The 17,473-nt window shown below is 63.2% G+C and carries 16 protein-coding genes; 9 read left to right on the forward strand and 7 right to left on the reverse strand.

Annotation, left to right across the window (positions count from 1 at the left end; translation table 11 throughout):
- Positions 1 to 34 precede the first annotated feature (34 nt).
- From F7R11_RS22820 to F7R11_RS22850, 7 genes are all read left to right on the forward strand, one after another.
- A complete protein-coding gene (locus F7R11_RS22820; RefSeq protein WP_064807591.1) occupies positions 35 to 943 on the forward strand; it encodes a MaoC/PaaZ C-terminal domain-containing protein in 909 nt (302 codons plus the stop codon).
- Positions 944 to 1,017: 74 nt separating this feature from the next.
- Positions 1,018 to 3,177, forward strand: a complete 2,160-nt coding sequence (locus tag F7R11_RS22825) for a 3-hydroxybutyrate oligomer hydrolase family protein (protein WP_064809059.1) — start codon at positions 1,018 to 1,020, stop codon at positions 3,175 to 3,177.
- A gap of 265 nt (positions 3,178 to 3,442) precedes the next feature.
- Complete coding sequence (locus tag F7R11_RS22830; RefSeq protein WP_064807589.1) at positions 3,443 to 4,921, forward strand: extracellular catalytic domain type 1 short-chain-length polyhydroxyalkanoate depolymerase; 1,479 nt, start codon at positions 3,443 to 3,445, stop codon at positions 4,919 to 4,921.
- A 308-nt stretch (positions 4,922 to 5,229) separates the two neighbouring features.
- Positions 5,230 to 6,822 carry an MFS transporter gene (locus F7R11_RS22835; protein ID WP_064807587.1) on the forward strand — a complete coding sequence of 531 codons (1,593 nt, stop codon included), beginning with the start codon at positions 5,230 to 5,232 and terminating at the stop codon, positions 6,820 to 6,822.
- A gap of 175 nt (positions 6,823 to 6,997) precedes the next feature.
- A complete protein-coding gene (locus F7R11_RS22840) occupies positions 6,998 to 7,483 on the forward strand; it encodes a MarR family winged helix-turn-helix transcriptional regulator (RefSeq protein WP_021193862.1) in 486 nt (161 codons plus the stop codon).
- Positions 7,484 to 7,512: 29 nt separating this feature from the next.
- Positions 7,513 to 8,484, forward strand: a complete 972-nt coding sequence (locus tag F7R11_RS22845) for a magnesium and cobalt transport protein CorA (protein WP_021193863.1) — start codon at positions 7,513 to 7,515, stop codon at positions 8,482 to 8,484.
- 10 nt (positions 8,485 to 8,494) lie between these two features.
- On the forward strand, positions 8,495 to 9,058 hold the full coding sequence (locus F7R11_RS22850; RefSeq protein WP_064807585.1) for a DNA-3-methyladenine glycosylase I: 564 nt from the start codon (positions 8,495 to 8,497) through the stop codon (positions 9,056 to 9,058).
- A gap of 24 nt (positions 9,059 to 9,082) precedes the next feature.
- Here F7R11_RS22850 and F7R11_RS22855 read toward each other — a convergent pair whose 3' ends face one another.
- A complete protein-coding gene (locus tag F7R11_RS22855) occupies positions 9,083 to 9,301 on the reverse strand; it encodes a 7TM-DISM domain-containing protein (protein WP_064807584.1) in 219 nt (72 codons plus the stop codon).
- Here F7R11_RS22855 and F7R11_RS22860 point away from each other — a divergent pair.
- Both F7R11_RS22860 and F7R11_RS22865 read left to right on the forward strand, forming a co-directional pair.
- A complete protein-coding gene (locus F7R11_RS22860; protein ID WP_064807581.1) occupies positions 9,288 to 9,593 on the forward strand; it encodes a hypothetical protein in 306 nt (101 codons plus the stop codon). The genes F7R11_RS22855 and F7R11_RS22860 overlap by 14 nt on opposite strands.
- Positions 9,594 to 9,867: 274 nt before the next feature.
- The gene (locus F7R11_RS22865) at positions 9,868 to 11,343 is read left to right on the forward strand and encodes a lactonase family protein (RefSeq protein ID WP_170288736.1); all 1,476 of its coding nucleotides are present in this window, start codon (positions 9,868 to 9,870) and stop codon (positions 11,341 to 11,343) included.
- Between the two features lie 134 nt (positions 11,344 to 11,477).
- On the opposite strand, the gene F7R11_RS22870 is transcribed toward F7R11_RS22865, so the two are convergent.
- The 6 genes from F7R11_RS22870 to F7R11_RS22895 form a co-directional block, all read right to left on the reverse strand.
- The gene (locus F7R11_RS22870; RefSeq protein WP_021193865.1) at positions 11,478 to 11,807 is read right to left on the reverse strand and encodes a c-type cytochrome; all 330 of its coding nucleotides are present in this window, start codon (positions 11,805 to 11,807) and stop codon (positions 11,478 to 11,480) included.
- 86 nt (positions 11,808 to 11,893) lie between these two features.
- Entirely contained in the window at positions 11,894 to 13,708 is a 1,815-nt protein-coding gene (locus F7R11_RS22875) for an LVIVD repeat-containing protein (RefSeq protein ID WP_064807577.1), read from the reverse strand.
- A 27-nt stretch (positions 13,709 to 13,735) separates the two neighbouring features.
- Positions 13,736 to 14,776: a porin gene (locus tag F7R11_RS22880; protein ID WP_064807575.1), complete on the reverse strand. Its 1,041-nt coding sequence runs from the start codon at positions 14,774 to 14,776 to the stop codon at positions 13,736 to 13,738.
- A gap of 240 nt (positions 14,777 to 15,016) precedes the next feature.
- Positions 15,017 to 16,036, reverse strand: coding sequence for a porin (locus F7R11_RS22885; protein ID WP_064807573.1), 1,020 nt, complete (start codon positions 16,034 to 16,036; stop codon positions 15,017 to 15,019).
- A 71-nt stretch (positions 16,037 to 16,107) separates the two neighbouring features.
- Positions 16,108 to 17,052 (reverse strand): 2-hydroxyacid dehydrogenase, encoded by a 945-nt coding sequence (locus F7R11_RS22890; protein WP_064807570.1) that lies wholly within the window; start codon positions 17,050 to 17,052, stop codon positions 16,108 to 16,110.
- Positions 17,049 to 17,459, reverse strand: coding sequence for a VOC family protein (locus F7R11_RS22895; RefSeq protein ID WP_021193870.1), 411 nt, complete (start codon positions 17,457 to 17,459; stop codon positions 17,049 to 17,051). The genes F7R11_RS22890 and F7R11_RS22895 overlap by 4 nt, the downstream gene beginning before the upstream one ends.
- Positions 17,460 to 17,473: the final 14 nt, after the last annotated feature.

Here is a 17,473-nt window from a genome sequence, read left to right on the forward strand (position 1 = left end):
GCTGCGAGCCTTCAACGTATCCGGAGCGTCATCCATGCCACCCTCCAGTGTGCGCGTGCTCACGCAGTTGGACTTCAACCGCTTTGCCGCGCTCTCGCACGACGACAATCCGATCCATTGCGATCCCGCGTTCGCCAAGACCACCCACTTTGGCGCGACCGTTGCGCACGGCATGTTCCTGTTCTCGCTGTTGAGTGCACAGATCACGCGCAGCTTTGCGCAGCCCGTGTTGCCAATCACGCAGACGTTGATGTTTCCGCGCCCCACGTTTGTCGCCGACGGCGTGGTGGCAGCACTGGCGCTGCAGCCCTCGCCGGGCCCGGGAGCCGTCGCACTCGAGACCCAAGTCCGCTGCCTGCAGTGCACCGGTGATGCGCTGAGCGACCCCGCTGTGCAGGTCACGGCGCACGGCCAGGCACACGTGCTGCTCGACGCAACCGCCGCTGGGTTGGCGGATTCGCGCGCTTCGATGTTTGCCGCAGATGCCGTGCAGCCTCCGGGCGATGCTGCGCTGTACCGCTTACGCGTGGGTCAGTCCGCGCGGACAACCCGCGCTTTTACGACGCCAGACATTGACGAATACGCCGCGCTGTCGGGTGACGGCAATCCGTTCTTTACCGACACCGCATTTGCACGCTCGCGTGGCTTCGACGGCACGCTCGTGCCGCTGCCACTGCTGGGCGGCATGTTTTCCGACTTGCTTGGCACGCGCTTGCCCGGGCGCGGGACCGGCTGGATGAAGCAGGCGCTGCGCCTGTGTTCTGCCGCGCGTGTGGGCGAGCCGCTCACCGCGTCGGTGCACATCGTGCGGCTGCGTGCCGACAAGGAACTGGTCAATCTTGCTGCCGACGTGCACGGCGCCGACGGCCGGATCGTGGTGCAAGGCGAGGCGCTGGTGCTGGTGCGCAACCTCGAAGACAAGCGTACCGAAATCGCCGCATAGCTCGACGTGAGCAGTCTCGTTGCAGAAGGATGCTTCAAGCGAAACATCAACAACAGGGAGGCACAATGAAGACGATGCAAGGGAAGGGCAGTGGCCGCCGATTGCGCGGCGCACTGCTGGTGACGATGGCCGCATCCGGAGCGATTGGTCTGGCAGGTTGCGGCGGTAGCAACGACAACACCACCACCACGACGCCGACCAACGTGAAGCCGTCGTTTGTCGGCACTGTAACGGTCACGCATTTCGACGGTGTGAGCGACGATCTGCTGACGGCCGGGTTGGGTGCGGCCGGGTTGGCATCGGCCACGGCCCCCACCGTGGCCAACGCCACCGCGCCGACGGCAGCCGAGCTGCGCCGCCTGGCTATCTACAACAACTACCGAGCGCTGGTCGATACCAACGCCAAGGGCGGTTACGGCACGCTCTACGGCCCGAACGTTGATGCCAGCGGCAACGTCACCTCGGGCAGCGGCATGGTGCCGGGCGTGGAATACGTCGCCTATTCCGACGACGGCTCCGGCCAGCAGAACGTGGTGTTGCTGGTGCAGATTCCGGACGCTTTCGACGCAGCCAACCCGTGCATCATCACCGCCACGTCGTCGGGCTCGCGTGGCATTTACGGCGCGATCTCCACCGGCGAATGGGGCCTCAAGCGCAAATGCGCCGTCGCCTATACCGACAAGGGAACCGGTGCCGGCCCGCACGACCTGGCGACCGATACCGTGCCGCTGCAGGACGGCACGCGCACCACGCGCGCGGCTGCTGGCAGCAAGGCGCAATTCGCCGCGCCGCTGACCGACACCCAGCTTGCCGCGTTCAACCTTGCGACGCCAAACCGGCTGGCATTCAAGCATGCACATTCACAGCGCAACCCTGAGAAGGATTGGGGCCGCTTCACGCTGCAAGCCGTGCAGTTTGCGTTCTGGGCGATCAATGACAAGCTCAGCGGCGGCAGCGCGCCTAATGGCAGCGCGCTGGCGGTGCGCCCCGACAACACCATCGTCATTGCCTCCAGCGTGTCCAATGGCGGTGGCGCGGCCATTGCGGCAGCCGAGCAGGACACCACGCACCTGATCGACGGCGTGGCCGTGGGCGAGCCTGGGCTGAACCTGCCGGCATCGGCCAACGTACAGGTGCAACGTGGTGGCGTGACGCTGCCCGTCACTGGCAAGCCGCTGTTCGACTACGTGAGCTATGCCAACGCGTTCCGTCTGTGCGCCGCGTTGTCGTCCAGCGTGTCGGGCGCACCCACGCAGTCGTTCTTTGCGGGCAATATTGGCTGGCCGGCCAGCGTGCAAGCCAACCGCTGTGCAGCACTGCACGCCAATGGCCTGCTGTCGTCCACCACCACCGCCGCGCAAGCAGACGAAGCGTTGCAGAAGATGCGCACCTACGGTTGGGAACCCGAATCGGATCTCGTGCACGCTTCGATGGCGTATTTCGAGATTGATCCGTCGGTCGCGACCACCTTCGGCAACGCGTTGGCGCGCGCCAGCGTGCTCGATAACCTGTGCAACTTCAGTTTTGCCGCGGTGGATACCTCGTTTCACCCGACTACGGTCAACGCCACGGCTCTTGCGCAACTTGCTTCCACCGGCAACGGCATTCCGCCCACCACCGGTGTCCAGTTGATCAACAACCTTGCACAGGGCGGTGCCACGCAGAGCAAACAATCAGTCGATTCCTCAGGTACGCAGGCGGCCAACCTGGACGGCGCGCTGTGCTTGCGCAAGCTGTTGACCGGTGCAGATGCTGCTTCGCAAGCGCTGCAGCTTGGCATTTCGCAGACATTGCGTACCGGCAACCTGGGCGGCAGGCCAGCCCTGATCGTGCAGGGCCGCAACGACGCGCTGCTACCGGTCAATCACGGCGCGCGGCCTTACCTCGGCCTCAATGCGCAGGTTGATACGAGCAGCAAGCTGTCGTATATCGAGGTGACCAACGCGCAGCACTTCGATGGCTTTATCGACCTCGTGCCCGGTTACGACACCCTGTTCGTGCCGCTGGTGCTGTATGAGCAGCGCGCGCTGGATGCGGTGTACGCCAACCTGAAGAACGGCACGCCGCTGCCGCCCTCGCAGGTGGTGCGTACGACGCCGCGTGGAGGTACGGCGGGCTCGGCACCGGCCATTGCGGCCACCAATGTGCCGAACTTCACGAATACGCCCGCAGTAGCCGACCGTATCTCAGTCAGTGTCTCGGGTGGGGTAGCAACTGTGTCTGTGCCCAACTGAGCCCGATCCGACGCAGGGCGCTCCATTGCGGAGGCCGCCCTGATGCTGCCCTGAGCGCTGGATACACCTGCGCTTAGGGCACTTCCCCACCGATTTTTCAACTCTGATCCATGCGGTATCCCGCACGCTCATATGCTGAAACATGAATCATGTGTCATATCAAAAGCGTGCTACCGCGACGCGATTGAGTGGTACCCCGCCGCACGTCGGTTGTCGTTGCAGTGAAGGCAGCAAAGCAATCCCACCTCAATAGGAGAGAGACACCATGAAACACCCATACGGATATCGATGGCATTGGCTTTACGCGCTGGTCGTCACATTGATGACCGCGCTGGCAACGTTCTCGGCCCATGCGGCGGTCACCGCCGGGCCCGGCGCGTGGAGCAGCCAGCAAACCTGGGCTGCAGACACGGTCAACGGCGGCAACCTGACCGGCTATTTCTATTGGCCCGCCAGCCAGCCGACCACACCCAACGGCAAACGCGCCTTGGTGCTGGTGCTGCATGGTTGCCTGCAAACGGCGTCCGGTGACGTGATCGACAACGCCAACGGTGCCGGCTTCAACTGGAAGACCATTGCCGAGCAATATGGCGCAGTCGTCCTGGCGCCCAATGCGACCGGCAACGTCTACAGCAACCACTGCTGGGACTACGCCAACACGTCGCCCAGCCGCACGAGCGGGCATGTGGGCGTGCTGCTCGACTTGGTCAACCGCTTCGTCACCAACTCGCAATACGCGATCGACCCGAACCAGGTGTACGTGGCCGGCCTGTCCTCCGGCGGTGGCATGACCATGGTGCTGGGCTGTATCGCGCCGGACATCTTTGCGGGCATCGGCATCAACGCTGGCCCGCCGCCGGGCACTACCACGTCGCAGATCGGTGTCGTACCGTCCGGCTATACCGCGACCACGGCGGCCAACAACTGCAAGGCATGGGCGGGCTCGAACGCGAGCAGCTTCAATACGCAGATCGCCGGCGCCGTGTGGGGGACGTCGGACTACACCGTGGCGCAGGCGTACGGCCCGATGGACACCGCAGCATTCCGTCAGATCTACGGCGGCACCTTCACGCAGGGCGCACAGGTGTCGATCTCGGGTGGTGGCACCAACACGCCTTACACCGATAGCAACGGCAAGCTTCGCACGCATGAGATTTCGGTCTCCGGCATGGCGCACGCCTGGCCGGCTGGTACCGGTGGCGACAACACCAACTACGTTGATGCCACGCATATCAACTACCCGGCGTTTGTCATGGACTACTGGGTGAAGAACAACCTGCGTGCGGGCAGTGGGCCGGTGCAGTCGGGCGGCACGCCCACCGGGCTGACGGTGACGGGCACCACCACCACGAGCGTTTCACTGTCGTGGAATGCGGTAACCAACGCGACCAGCTACAACGTCTACCGCAACGGCAGCAAGGTTGGGTCATCCACATCCACGACCTATACCGACACCGGCCTGATTGCTGGTACCACCTACAGCTACACCGTAACCGAGATCGACCCGACGGCAGGTGAAAGCGCGCAGTCGTCCGCGGTGTCAGCCAAGACGCAATCGAGCTTTGCCTGCACGGCCACCACGGCCAGCAATTACGCACACGTGCAGGCTGGTCGAGCGCACGACAGCGGCGGCATCGCCTATGCCAACGGCTCCAACCAAAGCATGGGTCTGGACAACGTGTTCTATACGAACACACTTGCGCAGACAGCAGCCGGCTACTACGTCATCGGCAACTGCCCGTAAGCCAGCGCCGATGTGGCCGCCGCGGCCCCACTAGGCAGACCGGTCCCAAGTGTGTTCAGCCATGGCTGAATGGAATTGGGGCCGGCGCCATTCCACGCTTAAGTTGGACCGTACAGACGCCGATGCCAGCCTTCGACTATCAGACCCTCTTCCGGCGCGCCCCGGTGGGCATGGTGATGTCCCGGGAGCGCGCATCGCACCGATCATGAACGCACGGGGCAACCGGCAGCACACTCCACGAGATTCCGCTACACTAATAATTGACGCATCAATCATTGATGTATCATTTGTCTTGTCCATCTTCCATCATGGCCGTCCACACCGCGCTACCGCACTCCCATACCCAAGTCTTGCCGTTCAAGGAATCGCTGCTGGCGATGATCGGCATCTGCTTCGTCGTCGTGCTGGTAGCGCTGGATCAGACTGTGGTCGGTACCGCACTTCCGACAGTGGTGGCAGAGCTCAAGGGCTTTGAGCTGTATGCGTGGGTGGCAACGTCGTATCTGTTGACCTCCGTGGTGACGGTGCCGATCTTCGGCCGACTTGGAGACTTCTACGGTCGCAAGCCGTTTGTGATTGCGTCCATCGTGGTGTTCACGCTGGCCTCCATCATGTGCGGCATGGCGGGCAGCATGAGCTTCCTGGTGTGGTCGCGTGCGCTGCAGGGCATTGGCGGCGGCATGCTGGTCGGCACGGCCTACGCATGCATTCCCGACTTGTTTCCCGATGCACGTGTACGTTTGCGCTGGCAGGTGATGCTGAGTGCCTCGTTCGGTATCGCCAACGCCATCGGCCCGACACTGGGCGGGTGGATGACGCAGGCGTTCGGTTGGCGCTCGGTGTTCTACGTGAACATTCCGTTTGGTGTGCTGAGCCTGTGGTTTGCGTGGCGCTTTCTGCCGCACCTGCGCCAGAACGTGCACACGGGGCGCATTCGCTTGGACTGGCAGGGCGCGGCGCTGATTACCGCGGCGCTGGGGGCGCTGCAGTTCTTTGTCGAGCTGCTTCCGCGGCAAGGCCTATCGCTGCCATTGCTGGGCTGGCTGGTGCTGTCGGTGGCGGCGTTCGTGGGGCTGTGGTGGTGGGAGCAACGCGCCGAACAGCCGCTGCTGCCGTTCGACATGCTGCGCAACCCCGCTCTGGCCACGCTGTTCGTGCTGGCCATGCTGTCGGGCTTCTCCATGTTTGCGGTGCTGTTCTATGCACCGCTGCTGTTCCAGGGTGGTTTCGGCATGTCGCCGCAGGAGGCGGGGCTGGTCATCACACCGCTGGTGGTGTGCATCACGCTGGGCAGCATCATCAATGGGCGCATCGTTACGCGTATTCCCAATCCGAATGCCATGCTGTATGCCGGGTTTGCGCTGTTCACGCTGGCGCTGGCGGGCATGGCGGTGTCGTCCAAGACAATGCCGCATGTGGTGCTGGCCGGGTTGATGTTGCTGGCAGGCCTGGGGCTTGGTTTCGTGCTGCCCAACCTGACCGTGTTTGCCCAGCAGACCGCTGGGCGGGCGCATCTGGGCATTGCCACGGCGCTGCTGCAGTCGCTGCGCATGGTGGGTGGCATGGTGGGCACGGCGCTGGTGGGTACGATGGTCAGCGAGCGCTATGCCTCCGGCGTAGGTGACGCTTTGCGCGCAGACAACGCCACCCAATGGCTGCACAAGCTGGCTGACCCGGAAATCCTGATCGACCACGACGCACAAACTGCCTTGCTCACGCAGATGCACGCTGCGGGCCATGATGGCGCGGCACTGCTGGAAGCCGCACGGCATGTGCTGGTGGGCGCAATCCATATTGGCCTGATCGCCGCGACGGTGGTGGCGGCCATTGGCCTGTGGCGCGTACGCCGGGTGCCACCGGTGGTGCTGCATCACGTGGAACCCGTGCAACACACGGAATAAGAGCCGCTAACAAAACCGCCCTGGCGTCGTTGCGTCTCCTTGCCGTACTACTTGTACTGTCTGCGTCGGCACGCCTAGCCAGGACAGTTTTGTTAGCGGCTCTAAGGCGTTTGTACGCAGCTTGTGCCACTTAGCGGTTACGATGCGCGCATTCCCGCAATTTCATGCCTGATCGATGACCTCTGAACGCGAACGCTTCGCCGTCATGCACCAGTTTGGCCGCACCTACCGTGCATTCATGGCTGCCTTCGAGGCGCATGTCGGCCAGCCGATGCCGCGCTGGCGCATCCTGCTCGCGCTGCACGACAACACGGGCGGCGGCCTTGCCCAGAAGCAGCTTGCCGAGCGTCTGCAGATGGACCCCGGCGCGCTCACCCGTCAGCTCAAGGTGCTTGACCAGCTCGGCTGGATCGAACGCACCACCGACGCACGGGACAACCGCCTGACCAACGTGTCGCTCTCGGACGCTGGCGTGGCCGTCGTGCTCGAATGCATGCCGCGCCGCATCGCCTTCATCAATGCCACGCTGGACGGGCTGCCCGATGATCTCGTCCATGCGCTGTCTGAAGCGCTGGCGCAGATCGAGACGCGCCTGGCCGATGTGCCCATGCTGTCCAGCGAGACAGGCACCAAGAACGCCGCTCAGCCCGAAGAACGCTAAAGCGTTCGGACTGCGCCCGGAGACACGCCATGCCCATGGTGATCAACAGCGCGTTGTACCGCAACGGTAAGCGCGAACGCGACCTCTCGGTCGAAGACATCAGCGACGTCCTGCACACGCCCGGCTCCTTTGTCTGGCTCGGCCTGCATGAGCCGGACAACGCCATGCTCAAGCAAGTGCAGGAGGAGTTTGCCCTGCACGACCTCGCCATTGAAGATGCGCGCAACGCCCACCAGCGCCCCAAGCTGGAGGTGTATGGCGACACGCTGTTCATCGTGCTGAATACCGCGCAGATGGAAAACGGCAACGTCGTCTTTGGCGAGACGCACGTGTTTGTCGGCAAGGACTTTCTCGTCTCTGTGCGGCACGGGCCGTCGGCGTCGTATTCCCCCGTGCGCGAGCGCTGTGAGCGCACGCCGCAGCTGCTGGCCAAGGGCGCACCGTTTGCGCTGTATGCGGTGATGGACTTTGTGGTCGACAACTACCAGCCCGTGCTCGAGCGCATGCAGGAGGAGTTCGAGCACATCGAGAGCCAGATCTTTGGCGACACGTTTGACCGCGCGGCCATCGAGCGGCTCTACACGCTCAAGCGCCAGCTTCTACGCCTGCGCGGCGCAGCCCTGCCAGTAGAAGACATTGCCGGCCAGCTCGTGCGCCTGCATGAAGACGTGGTGCCCAAGGAGCTGCGCGCGTACTTTCGCGACATTGCCGATCATGCGCACCGCGTGGTGGGCGCGCTCGACGTGATTCGCGAAATGCTGACGACGGCCATCTCCGTGAACGTGGCGCTGGTGTCCGTCACGCAGAACGATATCGTCAAGCGGCTGGCGGGGTGGGGCGCTATTCTCGCTATTCCGACCGTGGTGTTCAGCAACTACGGCATGAACTTCAAGGGCATGCCGGAGCTGGAGCACCCAGCCGGCTATCCCATCGTGCTGGCGTGCACGGCCACGGCGTGCGTGTGGCTGTATCGCAAGCTGCGCAAATCAGGCTGGATCTAGGAGACGCGAAATGACGAAGGCGCGCTGCTGCTGGGCGGGTGAAGACCCGCAGATGATCGCGTATCACGACACCGAGTGGGGCGTGCCCTCGCATGATGATCGTCACCTCTACGAGATGCTCATCCTGGAGGGCGCGCAGGCCGGGTTGTCGTGGCAGACCATCCTGCGCAAGCGGGCACGCTACCAGGAGGTGTTCGAGGGGTTTGACGCGGCACGCGTGGCGCGCTTCACGCCGGCGCGCATCGAAAAGCTGCTGGCCGATCCCGGCATCGTGCGTAACCGTGCCAAGGTGGAAGGCGCCGTCATCAACGCGCGCAAGGTGCTGGAGTTGCAGGAAGAAGTGGGTTCGCTCGATGCCTTCCTGTGGGCCTTCGTCGATGGAAAAACCATCGTCAACCGCTGGAACAGCTACCGCGATGCACCCACCGCCACCGATGCGTCCAAGGCGATGAGCAAGGCGCTGGTCAAGCGCGGTTTCAAGTTCGTGGGCCCTACCATCTGCTACGCCTTCATGCAGGCAACCGGCATGGTCGATGATCACGAAGCTGGCTGCTTTTGCGCGGCCAAGCGCTAGCGACGGCGAACGCATCGACCGGGCTTAGCTGCAGAGCTTTGTCAGTTCTGCAAGGTCTCCGAGGCTGGCCAACTGTTGCACCTTGCGCGTGATCGCGTGTGCACTGCAGTTGTATGGCGATCCGCGCAGCCATACTGACGGCGCCGTGTAGCCCAGGTTCAGATTCCCACCCGGAACATGCTGCCAGTTGGGTTTTGCCATGGCGGCTTCGAGATCGCGCCGGCCTGTCGTGTATTCCAGCATCGGCAGCTTCACGCGGGGCAGTCTGGACTTCGAGCGAGGTCTCGGACAGCATGCCGCGCACCTCCTTTATGCGCTGCTCACGCAGAAAATCGAACACCGTCACACGCAGGTCCGGCTGCGCGCTCTGCGCCTTCTGGACGGCATCGCGGCCATCCATGGCGATATAGCTGCAGCAGCCCCGCGACCGGAGAACATCCACCAACAGCATATGGCCCGCTTTCACGTCATCAACGACAAGGATGCGCTGGCCACGCAGCGGATCCGGAATCGAGAGAAGTCGGGTTGCTTGTGATGGTGCGCGATTGGCGCATGCGAGAAGCGGTTCAGCACGCGAAACCGGCAGCAGGCGTACCCCACCTTCGTTGGGGGCGCCAGTGGCGCTCTCTCCTAAACGACGACTCGCCAGAAATATTTTTCCTTGCGGCAAAGCAGTTCAGCGCTCACGCAAAAGCCCCGCCCGTCTATCGGCCAAGGCGCACAGTAAATTGCAGCCCGGTTCTGCGTGTGCAGGGGGCGATTGCAACGGGCAACGCACGCACGCAAGGCGCGGAGGCGGTGCAGAGTCTGTGCTCCGTCTCGCAAACAACCAGTATTCACGGGGCAGTCAGCATGAAAAAAATACCGCATACACGTTCCGCTCGCTCGGGCTTCTGGCCGGCGTTTCATCCCTCTTCATTCTTGCCGCATGCGGCGGTGGAGATGACAGTACGCCGACCACCACCGCCTCGACGCCGCCGTCCACGAGCCCGACCACGCCAACAAGTCCGACAACGCCCACCACGCCCGCAGCGACCTATGCCATTACCGGAACAGTGTCCGGTCTGGGTGCCGGTGTGCAGGTCACGCTCTTGAACAATGGTGGCGATACACTTACTGTCAACGCCAACGGTACGTTCAGCTTCCCGACGCACCTGCTGTCAGGCAAAGGCTACAGTGTGAGCATCGGTATGCCGCCTGCCGGGCAGAATTGCAAGGTCTCAAGTGGTTCCGGCACGGTGGGCGCCAGCGATGTGACAGGCATTGCCATTGCGTGCTCGCGAAGTGCATATGCCTATGTGACAAATTTCAGCTCGAATAGCGTCTCGCAGTACACCATCGGCGCCGACGGCTCGCTCACGGCCATGGCAACAGCGGCCGTCAATGCTGGGTCCAATCCTGTTGGTGTCGCGGTCGATCCTTCGGGCAGATTTGCCTATGTGGCAAACAACGGCTCGAACAACGTCTCGCAATACACCATCGGCCCTGACGGTTCGCTCACTCCGATGGCAACCGCGAGCGTTGCCTCGGGGGGCGGTGCGAATTTTGTCGCAATCGCCCCGTCCGGCAAGTATGCCTACGTGGCAGCTGCGAACACGACTGCCGTCTGGCAATACACCGTCGGCGCTAACGGTTCGCTCACACCCATGGCAACGGCTTCCGTCCCTGCAGGGAGCGGAGGGTCTTCCCTTGCGATTCACCCCTCGGGCAAGTACGTCTACGTGCCAAACTACTACGTGGGCACGGTTTCGCAATACACGGTTGGTGCCGATGGCTCGCTCACACCCATGGCAACGGCCGCTGTCAATGCAGGCAACGGCGACTACTCCGTCACTGTCGACCCGTCTGGCAAGTATGCCTACGTGGCCAACCGGAACAGCAACAATGTCTCGCAGTACACGATCGGCGCCGACGGTTCGCTCTCGCCCATGGCAACGGCCACCGTTGCTGCAGGAGCGGAAGCCAATGGTGTCGCAGTCGACCCCTCGGGCAAATATGCCTACGTGGCAAACTACGGTGCCAGCACCATTTCGCAATACACGATCGGCGCAGATGGCTCGCTGACACCGATGGCAACAGCCACCGTCAATGCGGGCAACTCGCCTTGGAGTGTCGCAGTCGATGTCTCTGGCAAGTATGTCTATGCGACGAACCGGGGCAGCAAAACCGTGTCGCAATACGCCATCGGCGCCAACGGCGCGCTCACGCCATTGACATCAGCCCCCCCCGGCACGGGAAACACGCCTTTCTCGCTAACGACGACGTACGCTGCAGTGCTGCAGTAACAGGTTGCTGAAATACGCCTTGCCGATCCGCACGGAACCCTATCTGCATGGGTTGCATGCGGATCATCGCTGGCGTGCGAGTGCATTGCGCCGATAACCGGGCAGGCTGCTTCCGTGCCGGCAAGGCCCAGTAACTACTTGGCAGCAACCGGCTTGAGCTGCATGACCCAGTGCGCAAAGCGGTCGGCCTCTTCCGGTGTGATCGCATTCGGTGGCATGGTGCCTGCGCCCCATTTGCCGCTGCTGCCTTCCAGCATGCTCTTCTTCAGTTTGGCAATCGCGTCCGGATCATTCTTGTAGCGCTCGGCAATCGAGCGGAACGGCGGGCCGACTTTGGTCGTGTCCATCGTGTGGCACGCACGGCAGGTGTCTTCGTGAGAAGAAGAGGCGGCGTGCCCGGGCACAACCAGCATGCCGGACAACGCCGCAAACATGGAGAGCACTGCCGATTTCATCAACGTCATGGAATTCAGTTCTGTTCTTGTACGGGCGCCTGCTGCAAGCCTGCACAGGCGGGCGCCGCGATTTGGCTGTGTACTGCTACACGTGATTAACGACGCGGCCAGGGCTTGCTCGGCGCGCCCAACACTGGCTCACCCAGCAGCGGCGTCGACAGGGCGTAGGCGCCATCTTCGGTAAAGGCCCAGATGATGTTGCGGTCGTACTCGGTGTAGATCGCAAACACACCCTTGCCCAGCGTGTACGACGGCAGTTGCGTTTCGTCCGCCAGCGCGGGGATGAAGTAGCCCGCGATGGACGGATGCGCCGGGTCTTTCACGTCATAGATCTGCACGCCCGCGTTGTAGAACGAGTACGGCACGATGCCCTGTTTCCAGCCGCCCGGCTGGCCGATGGCGTTGGCACGCTTAGGGCCGTAGTTGCCACCGCGTTGGCAGAAGTGGGTGAACGGCGCGCCCGGCGGAATCTCCGGTTCCGGCAGCTTGGTCGCGATCTTCAGATGCTTCGGATCACGCGCATCGACCACGAAGATGTCCTTGTAAGGCTCATAGCAATCGCGGTTCATCGGGTAGCCGTTGGTGAACACGTAGCCGGTGCGCGCGTACTGGCTCACGTCGGCGTTGTCGTATTCGGTACCGGCAAAGCTCGGCGGCGTGTTCACGTTGCTGAGCATCTTCGGCTTGGCCGGGTCCGACAGGTCGAACGAGTACAGCCCCAGACCACCCATCGCGCCAAAGCCGATCTTGCCGCCGGCTTCCAGCGGCTTGGGCAGGAAGATCGGGTTGCGAGAGCCCATCCACGATGTGCGGTTGCCCGCGCGGGGGTTCATCAGATACGACTGCTCGTGCTCGGCATTGCCCAGGATCTGGCCCGGCACGGCAATCTGCGAGACGAACTTCGGATCGGCAGGATCGGACATGTCCCACACCTGGTAGCCCGGCGAGTACAGATAGTTCGGGTACTCGGTCAGCGCGTAGCTGTCGTTGGGCGCGGAAGACAGGATCATGTACTTGCCGCCGTAGTACTCGGGCGCGTCCAGCGAGCCTGAACCCTGCTGCTGACCGATCGGCGCATCGGGGTGCTGGTAGTCGGTGGTGCGGGTGGCGATCAGCTTCCACTGATCCGGCAGCGGGCCGTCCATCTCGAACACCTTGAAGCCCTTGAGCGAGTTGTAGTTGCGCTGGGCGGCCACCTTGTCGGGCTGATCGATCTTCTCGGTCATCAGCCCGTAGCGGCCGATTTCGAACGAGGCAACCAGCACCGGCTTGCCGAGCTTCTTGCTCCACGCAATCGTGGCGCCGCCCAGGTAGTCCTGCACGGTGTTCGGGTCGTACTTTTCGCTCGAACCTTTCGGGCCCCACACGCCGCCCTTGGAGAACACGACCTTGCCGTTGGCCGGATCGGTCACGTCCATGATGCGCAGGTAGTCGCGGTCGTGGATGTACAGGTAGCGCTTGCCCTGGAAGTCGGCGATGTTGTTCCACGCATGGAAGGGCGAATCGACACCCGGATAGAACGCCAGCACCTTGACGTTCTTGGCGTAGACGTTCTTGTCCCACGCGGTCATCTCACCGGGGAAGCGCTTGCCTTCATGCACTTCCGGCGTGGCCTTCGGCCAGATGAACTTGCCGGTGGCCGGGTCCATGCCGTAGTCGACGCCGGCCTTGAGCGGCGCGGGTTTGCGGTCGGGCGTCAGGCGCAGCCAGTCGGCCAGGTACGGGTCTTTCACGTTGGGCGTGCCTGGCGTACCGGACGGTGCCACTGCCGGTGCCTGGCTGGCGGCCGCCTCACCCGTGGGGGCGGGGCCAGACGCCGTCGCCAGCGACGATGCCGTGGCGAGAATGAACGCGAGCGTCGCGCCCTGGGTCAGGGCGGTTTTCAGACGCTGATGTCGCGATCGAAGCATGGGGTTCCTCCTTGGAATGAAGACGGATCAGAATGCGTGGCGGATGCCGATCTGGTAGCCGGTCGGGCTCTGGCCAGCGTTCGGGTAGGCCTGCCACGTCACCGGGTACGGGATCGATACGTTGTTCTTCAGCTTGATGTGCGCCACGGTCGCGTACAGGTCAGTCCGCTTGGACAGCCCGTAGATGTAACCCGCCACAAAGCCGACAGCGTTGGAGATCTTGGTGTTGTTGTCGTCGTGACGATACACGGCGCTGGCGTAGAGGCGGTTGTGGCCATCGATGTTCCAGCGCGCACCGAGCTGTGCATCCCAGCCGCGCGAGTTGAACGCGACGTACGGCGGGTAGGCGTAGTAACCGTTGTACGTGTGGAAGATGGCCGTGGGCTCGAAGCCGCCGATCTTGTAGACAGCCGAGAAGTAGTTGTCGCGCGACGAGTTGATGCGTGCGCTGTTGAAGATGTCGCGCGTGTACTGCAGCTCGCTCACGGCACCCAGGAAGATCGGGCCGTTGCGGTATTCCAGGCTCGTGCTCAGGAAGCGCCCGGCGCGCGTGGTGTCTTCCAGGCCGGTGGCATACATGACGCGGCCGGTGAAGTTGTAGAAGGTGGGTGTCTTGTACTGGATGGCATTGTCCACGCGGTACGAGGCGTAGAAGAACTCCATGTTGTTGACCATGCTGAAGTCGGCCGCCCAGCTCGGGTCGGCATAGCCGGCAATCCAGTACGACGGCGTGAACTGGCGGCCGAGTGTGACTTCGCCCAAGGTGTCGCTCTTGAGACCCACGAAGGATTGACGGAACTGCGTCGATTGCTTGCCGTCATTGGCGGTGAACATCGGCTCGACCGTGAACACGGCCTTGTTGCCGTCGCCCAGATCTTCCACGCCGCTGATGTTGAAGCGCGAGTTGTTCAGGCCGCCGCTGGACATGCGCGTCAAGGTGCCGTTGCCGGAAGAGGTCAGGTGCTCGATGTTCATGTCGACGTAGCCGGACAGCCAGACACGCGAGTCAGCCTGCGCAGAGGCGCACACGCACAGCAGGGCGCCGGCGGCGATGAGGTTCCTTTTCATTGGGTCTCCGAGTTTTTGTGTATTTGCTGCAGGGAGGGCAGCGCACGCTGCGGCAGATCGTGGTGTCCGCTTTTCGCTCGCATGGCTGGGCTGAACGGCCCTTCCTGTCTGTATTTACGTTCTTGTGTATACACAGACGTAAAAAATTATACGTAGAGAAGCATTTGAATTAAGAGCACTATTTTTTTATACAAAACGACGGTTTGGTTATAGCGGGTTGACCCGAATAGCCACGATGCATCAGAACAGGTGCCGGATACCGACGGCATAGGTCATGGCTGCGCCATAGCCGCTCTGGCGGTCGTAGACCGTAAGGGCATAGACATCCGTGCGTTTGGAGAGGGCGTAATCGAGCCCTGCCGCGCCGGTGTTGCGGGCGCTGGCAACGTTGCGTGGCGCAGTCCGGCGCGTGTATGCCCATTCGCCCAGCAGCGACAGCTGTGCGGTAAGCGGCACGGAAAGCCCAGCCTGGTACGTGTGCGAGCCGATGCCTGTTGTATTTGTGCGCGTGCCCTGTATGGCGCCGTACAGCTTCAACCAGGCAAAGTCATAGGTTGCCCCGGCAAGGTAGGCGTCCTGGCTGGGCGCCGCCGCCCCTGTAACGATGCGGTTGCGTTGCACGGTTGCGACGGCGGTGAACGGGCCTGCTGTGTAGTGCAACGACGCGGCAGCGTTGTACACGCCCGATGCCCCCGCCATGCCACCCGGCGCATACACGGCGGTGGCCTTCAGCCCATTCAGGTTGGGGCTGCTGTATTGAATGCCGTCGTTCCAGACCGTATCGCCTGCAATGGCGCCGCCGTATGAGGTGACGAATGTTTGCATCACCAAGGGCGAGAACAGGATGGACGCCTGGAACGGGTTGACCGCTTGTTCGCCCAGATACATCAGGTTGGTGTGCCTGCCGAACGTCAGCTTGCCGAAATCGCCCTCCAGACCGACGTAACTGTTGCGGCCCCAGAACGGGTCAGCCGATGTGCGGCCCGTGCCGCCGGTATCCGGCTGGAAGAAGCTTTCCAGCACGGCGATGGCGCGGGTGCCGCCGCCCAGGTCTTCGGTGGTCTTGATGCCCCAATAGGGTGCGGTCAGCCCCGGGGCTTGCTGCATGAGCGTTGCGGGCGGGCCGCCGCTGCGTTTTGAACTCGCCATGTCGAGCCCGACCAGGCCGTACAACGTGACAGGGGTCTGCGCCCAGGCGCAGTGCGACACCGACAGGCCGGCCACGCAAAGGGCCAGCGCCGGCAACGAGCGAACGTGCATGAAGATCCCCCAAGGGTTTGGGAGTGGGCGGAAAGACGCGGCAGACGTTGTGTCGGCCGCGCCGGCGGGTTTCAAGCAGTGGGTACTGCGAGGTCCACGCGGGTGCGCGCGAAGTGCTGCGACAAACTGGCGAGCAGTGCATCCCGCTGCGCCAGCCACGACGCGGGCGAGCGGCCAGCCATGTGCGGCGTGATCAGAACATCGCGGTGGCCGAAGAGCGCGGCCGGTACTTCGGGCTCGTTCTCGATCACGTCGAGCCCGGCGCCGGCAATCTCGCCCGCATCCAACGCATCGAGCAGCGCGCCGGTATCCAGCACCGAGCCGCGCGACACGTTGACGACGTAGCCCGACTTGCCGAGCGCCTGGAGCACGGCGCGATCGATCAGATGCCGTGTTTCCGGACCGCCGTTGCATGCGATGACCAGAAAGTCGCTCGCTGCAGCCAGCGCTTCCGGGCTGGCGTAGTAGCGGCCCGGCGCATCGTCTTGCGCGCGACGGCCGTGATAGCCGATCGTCATCGCAAAGCCTTGCGCGCGGGCAGCAATCAACCGGCCGATACGGCCCATGCCAACGATGCCGAGCGTTGCCCCCGTCAACGTCGGCCGGGCCTGGCGTGATTGCTGCCATCGCCCTTGCTGCACGGCGGCGGTGAGCGGTGCATAGCCGCGCGCCAGTGCCAGCAGCATGCCGAACGCGTGGTCGGCCACGGTATCGGCATTGGTGCCCGGCGCATGCGTGACCACGATGCCGCGTCGCGTTGCCGCTGCCACGTCGACGTTTTCATAGCCCGCACCAAACGCGCAGATGATCTCCAACGCCGGCAACCGCGCCATCTGCGCATCGGACAACCCCGTTGAGCCGTTGGTGACAACGGCCCGGATCAGTGCGGCGTCCGGCACGTCGTGAGGCATGCCGTCTGGGTAATGGTGCAGCGTGTACTGCTTGCGCAGCGCATCGAGCGTCGATTCCGGCAGCGCAATCAGCGCGAGCACCGCGGGCGGTGCATGGGTGCTCATGACTGCGTGGGCGCGACTTCTTTCACTGCGCCTTTCCAGCCGTTCTCCGTGATGTCGAAGACCGTGCCATCGGGCATGCGGTACTTCACCTCGTAGAACACGTTCGGGTCTTTTTCGTGGCGCCCCGTCAGGTAGGTGCCGCCCGCGGCGACGACGCGCGCTGCGGTCTCTTCCACGCTGTCGACCCACATGCCGAAGTGGATCACGCCGCGCACATCCTTCAGGCCTGCGTAGCCCGGCACGGTCTCGTCCTTGAAGTTGAGGAGCGCGACGTTCATCGTGCCGTCCGTCATATAGATGCCGCGCATGGCATTGCCCGCGCGGCGCATGCCGAAGGCTTTCTCAAAGAATTGGGCGGCGGCTTCCGGGTCCTCAACGGAAAGCGCGATGTGGCGGAGTTTGTCCATGGTGTGTCCTCAAA

Origin of the sequence: Ralstonia insidiosa (assembly GCF_008801405.1) — a bacterium.
GTDB classification, from domain to species: Bacteria; Pseudomonadota; Gammaproteobacteria; order Burkholderiales; family Burkholderiaceae; genus Ralstonia; species Ralstonia insidiosa.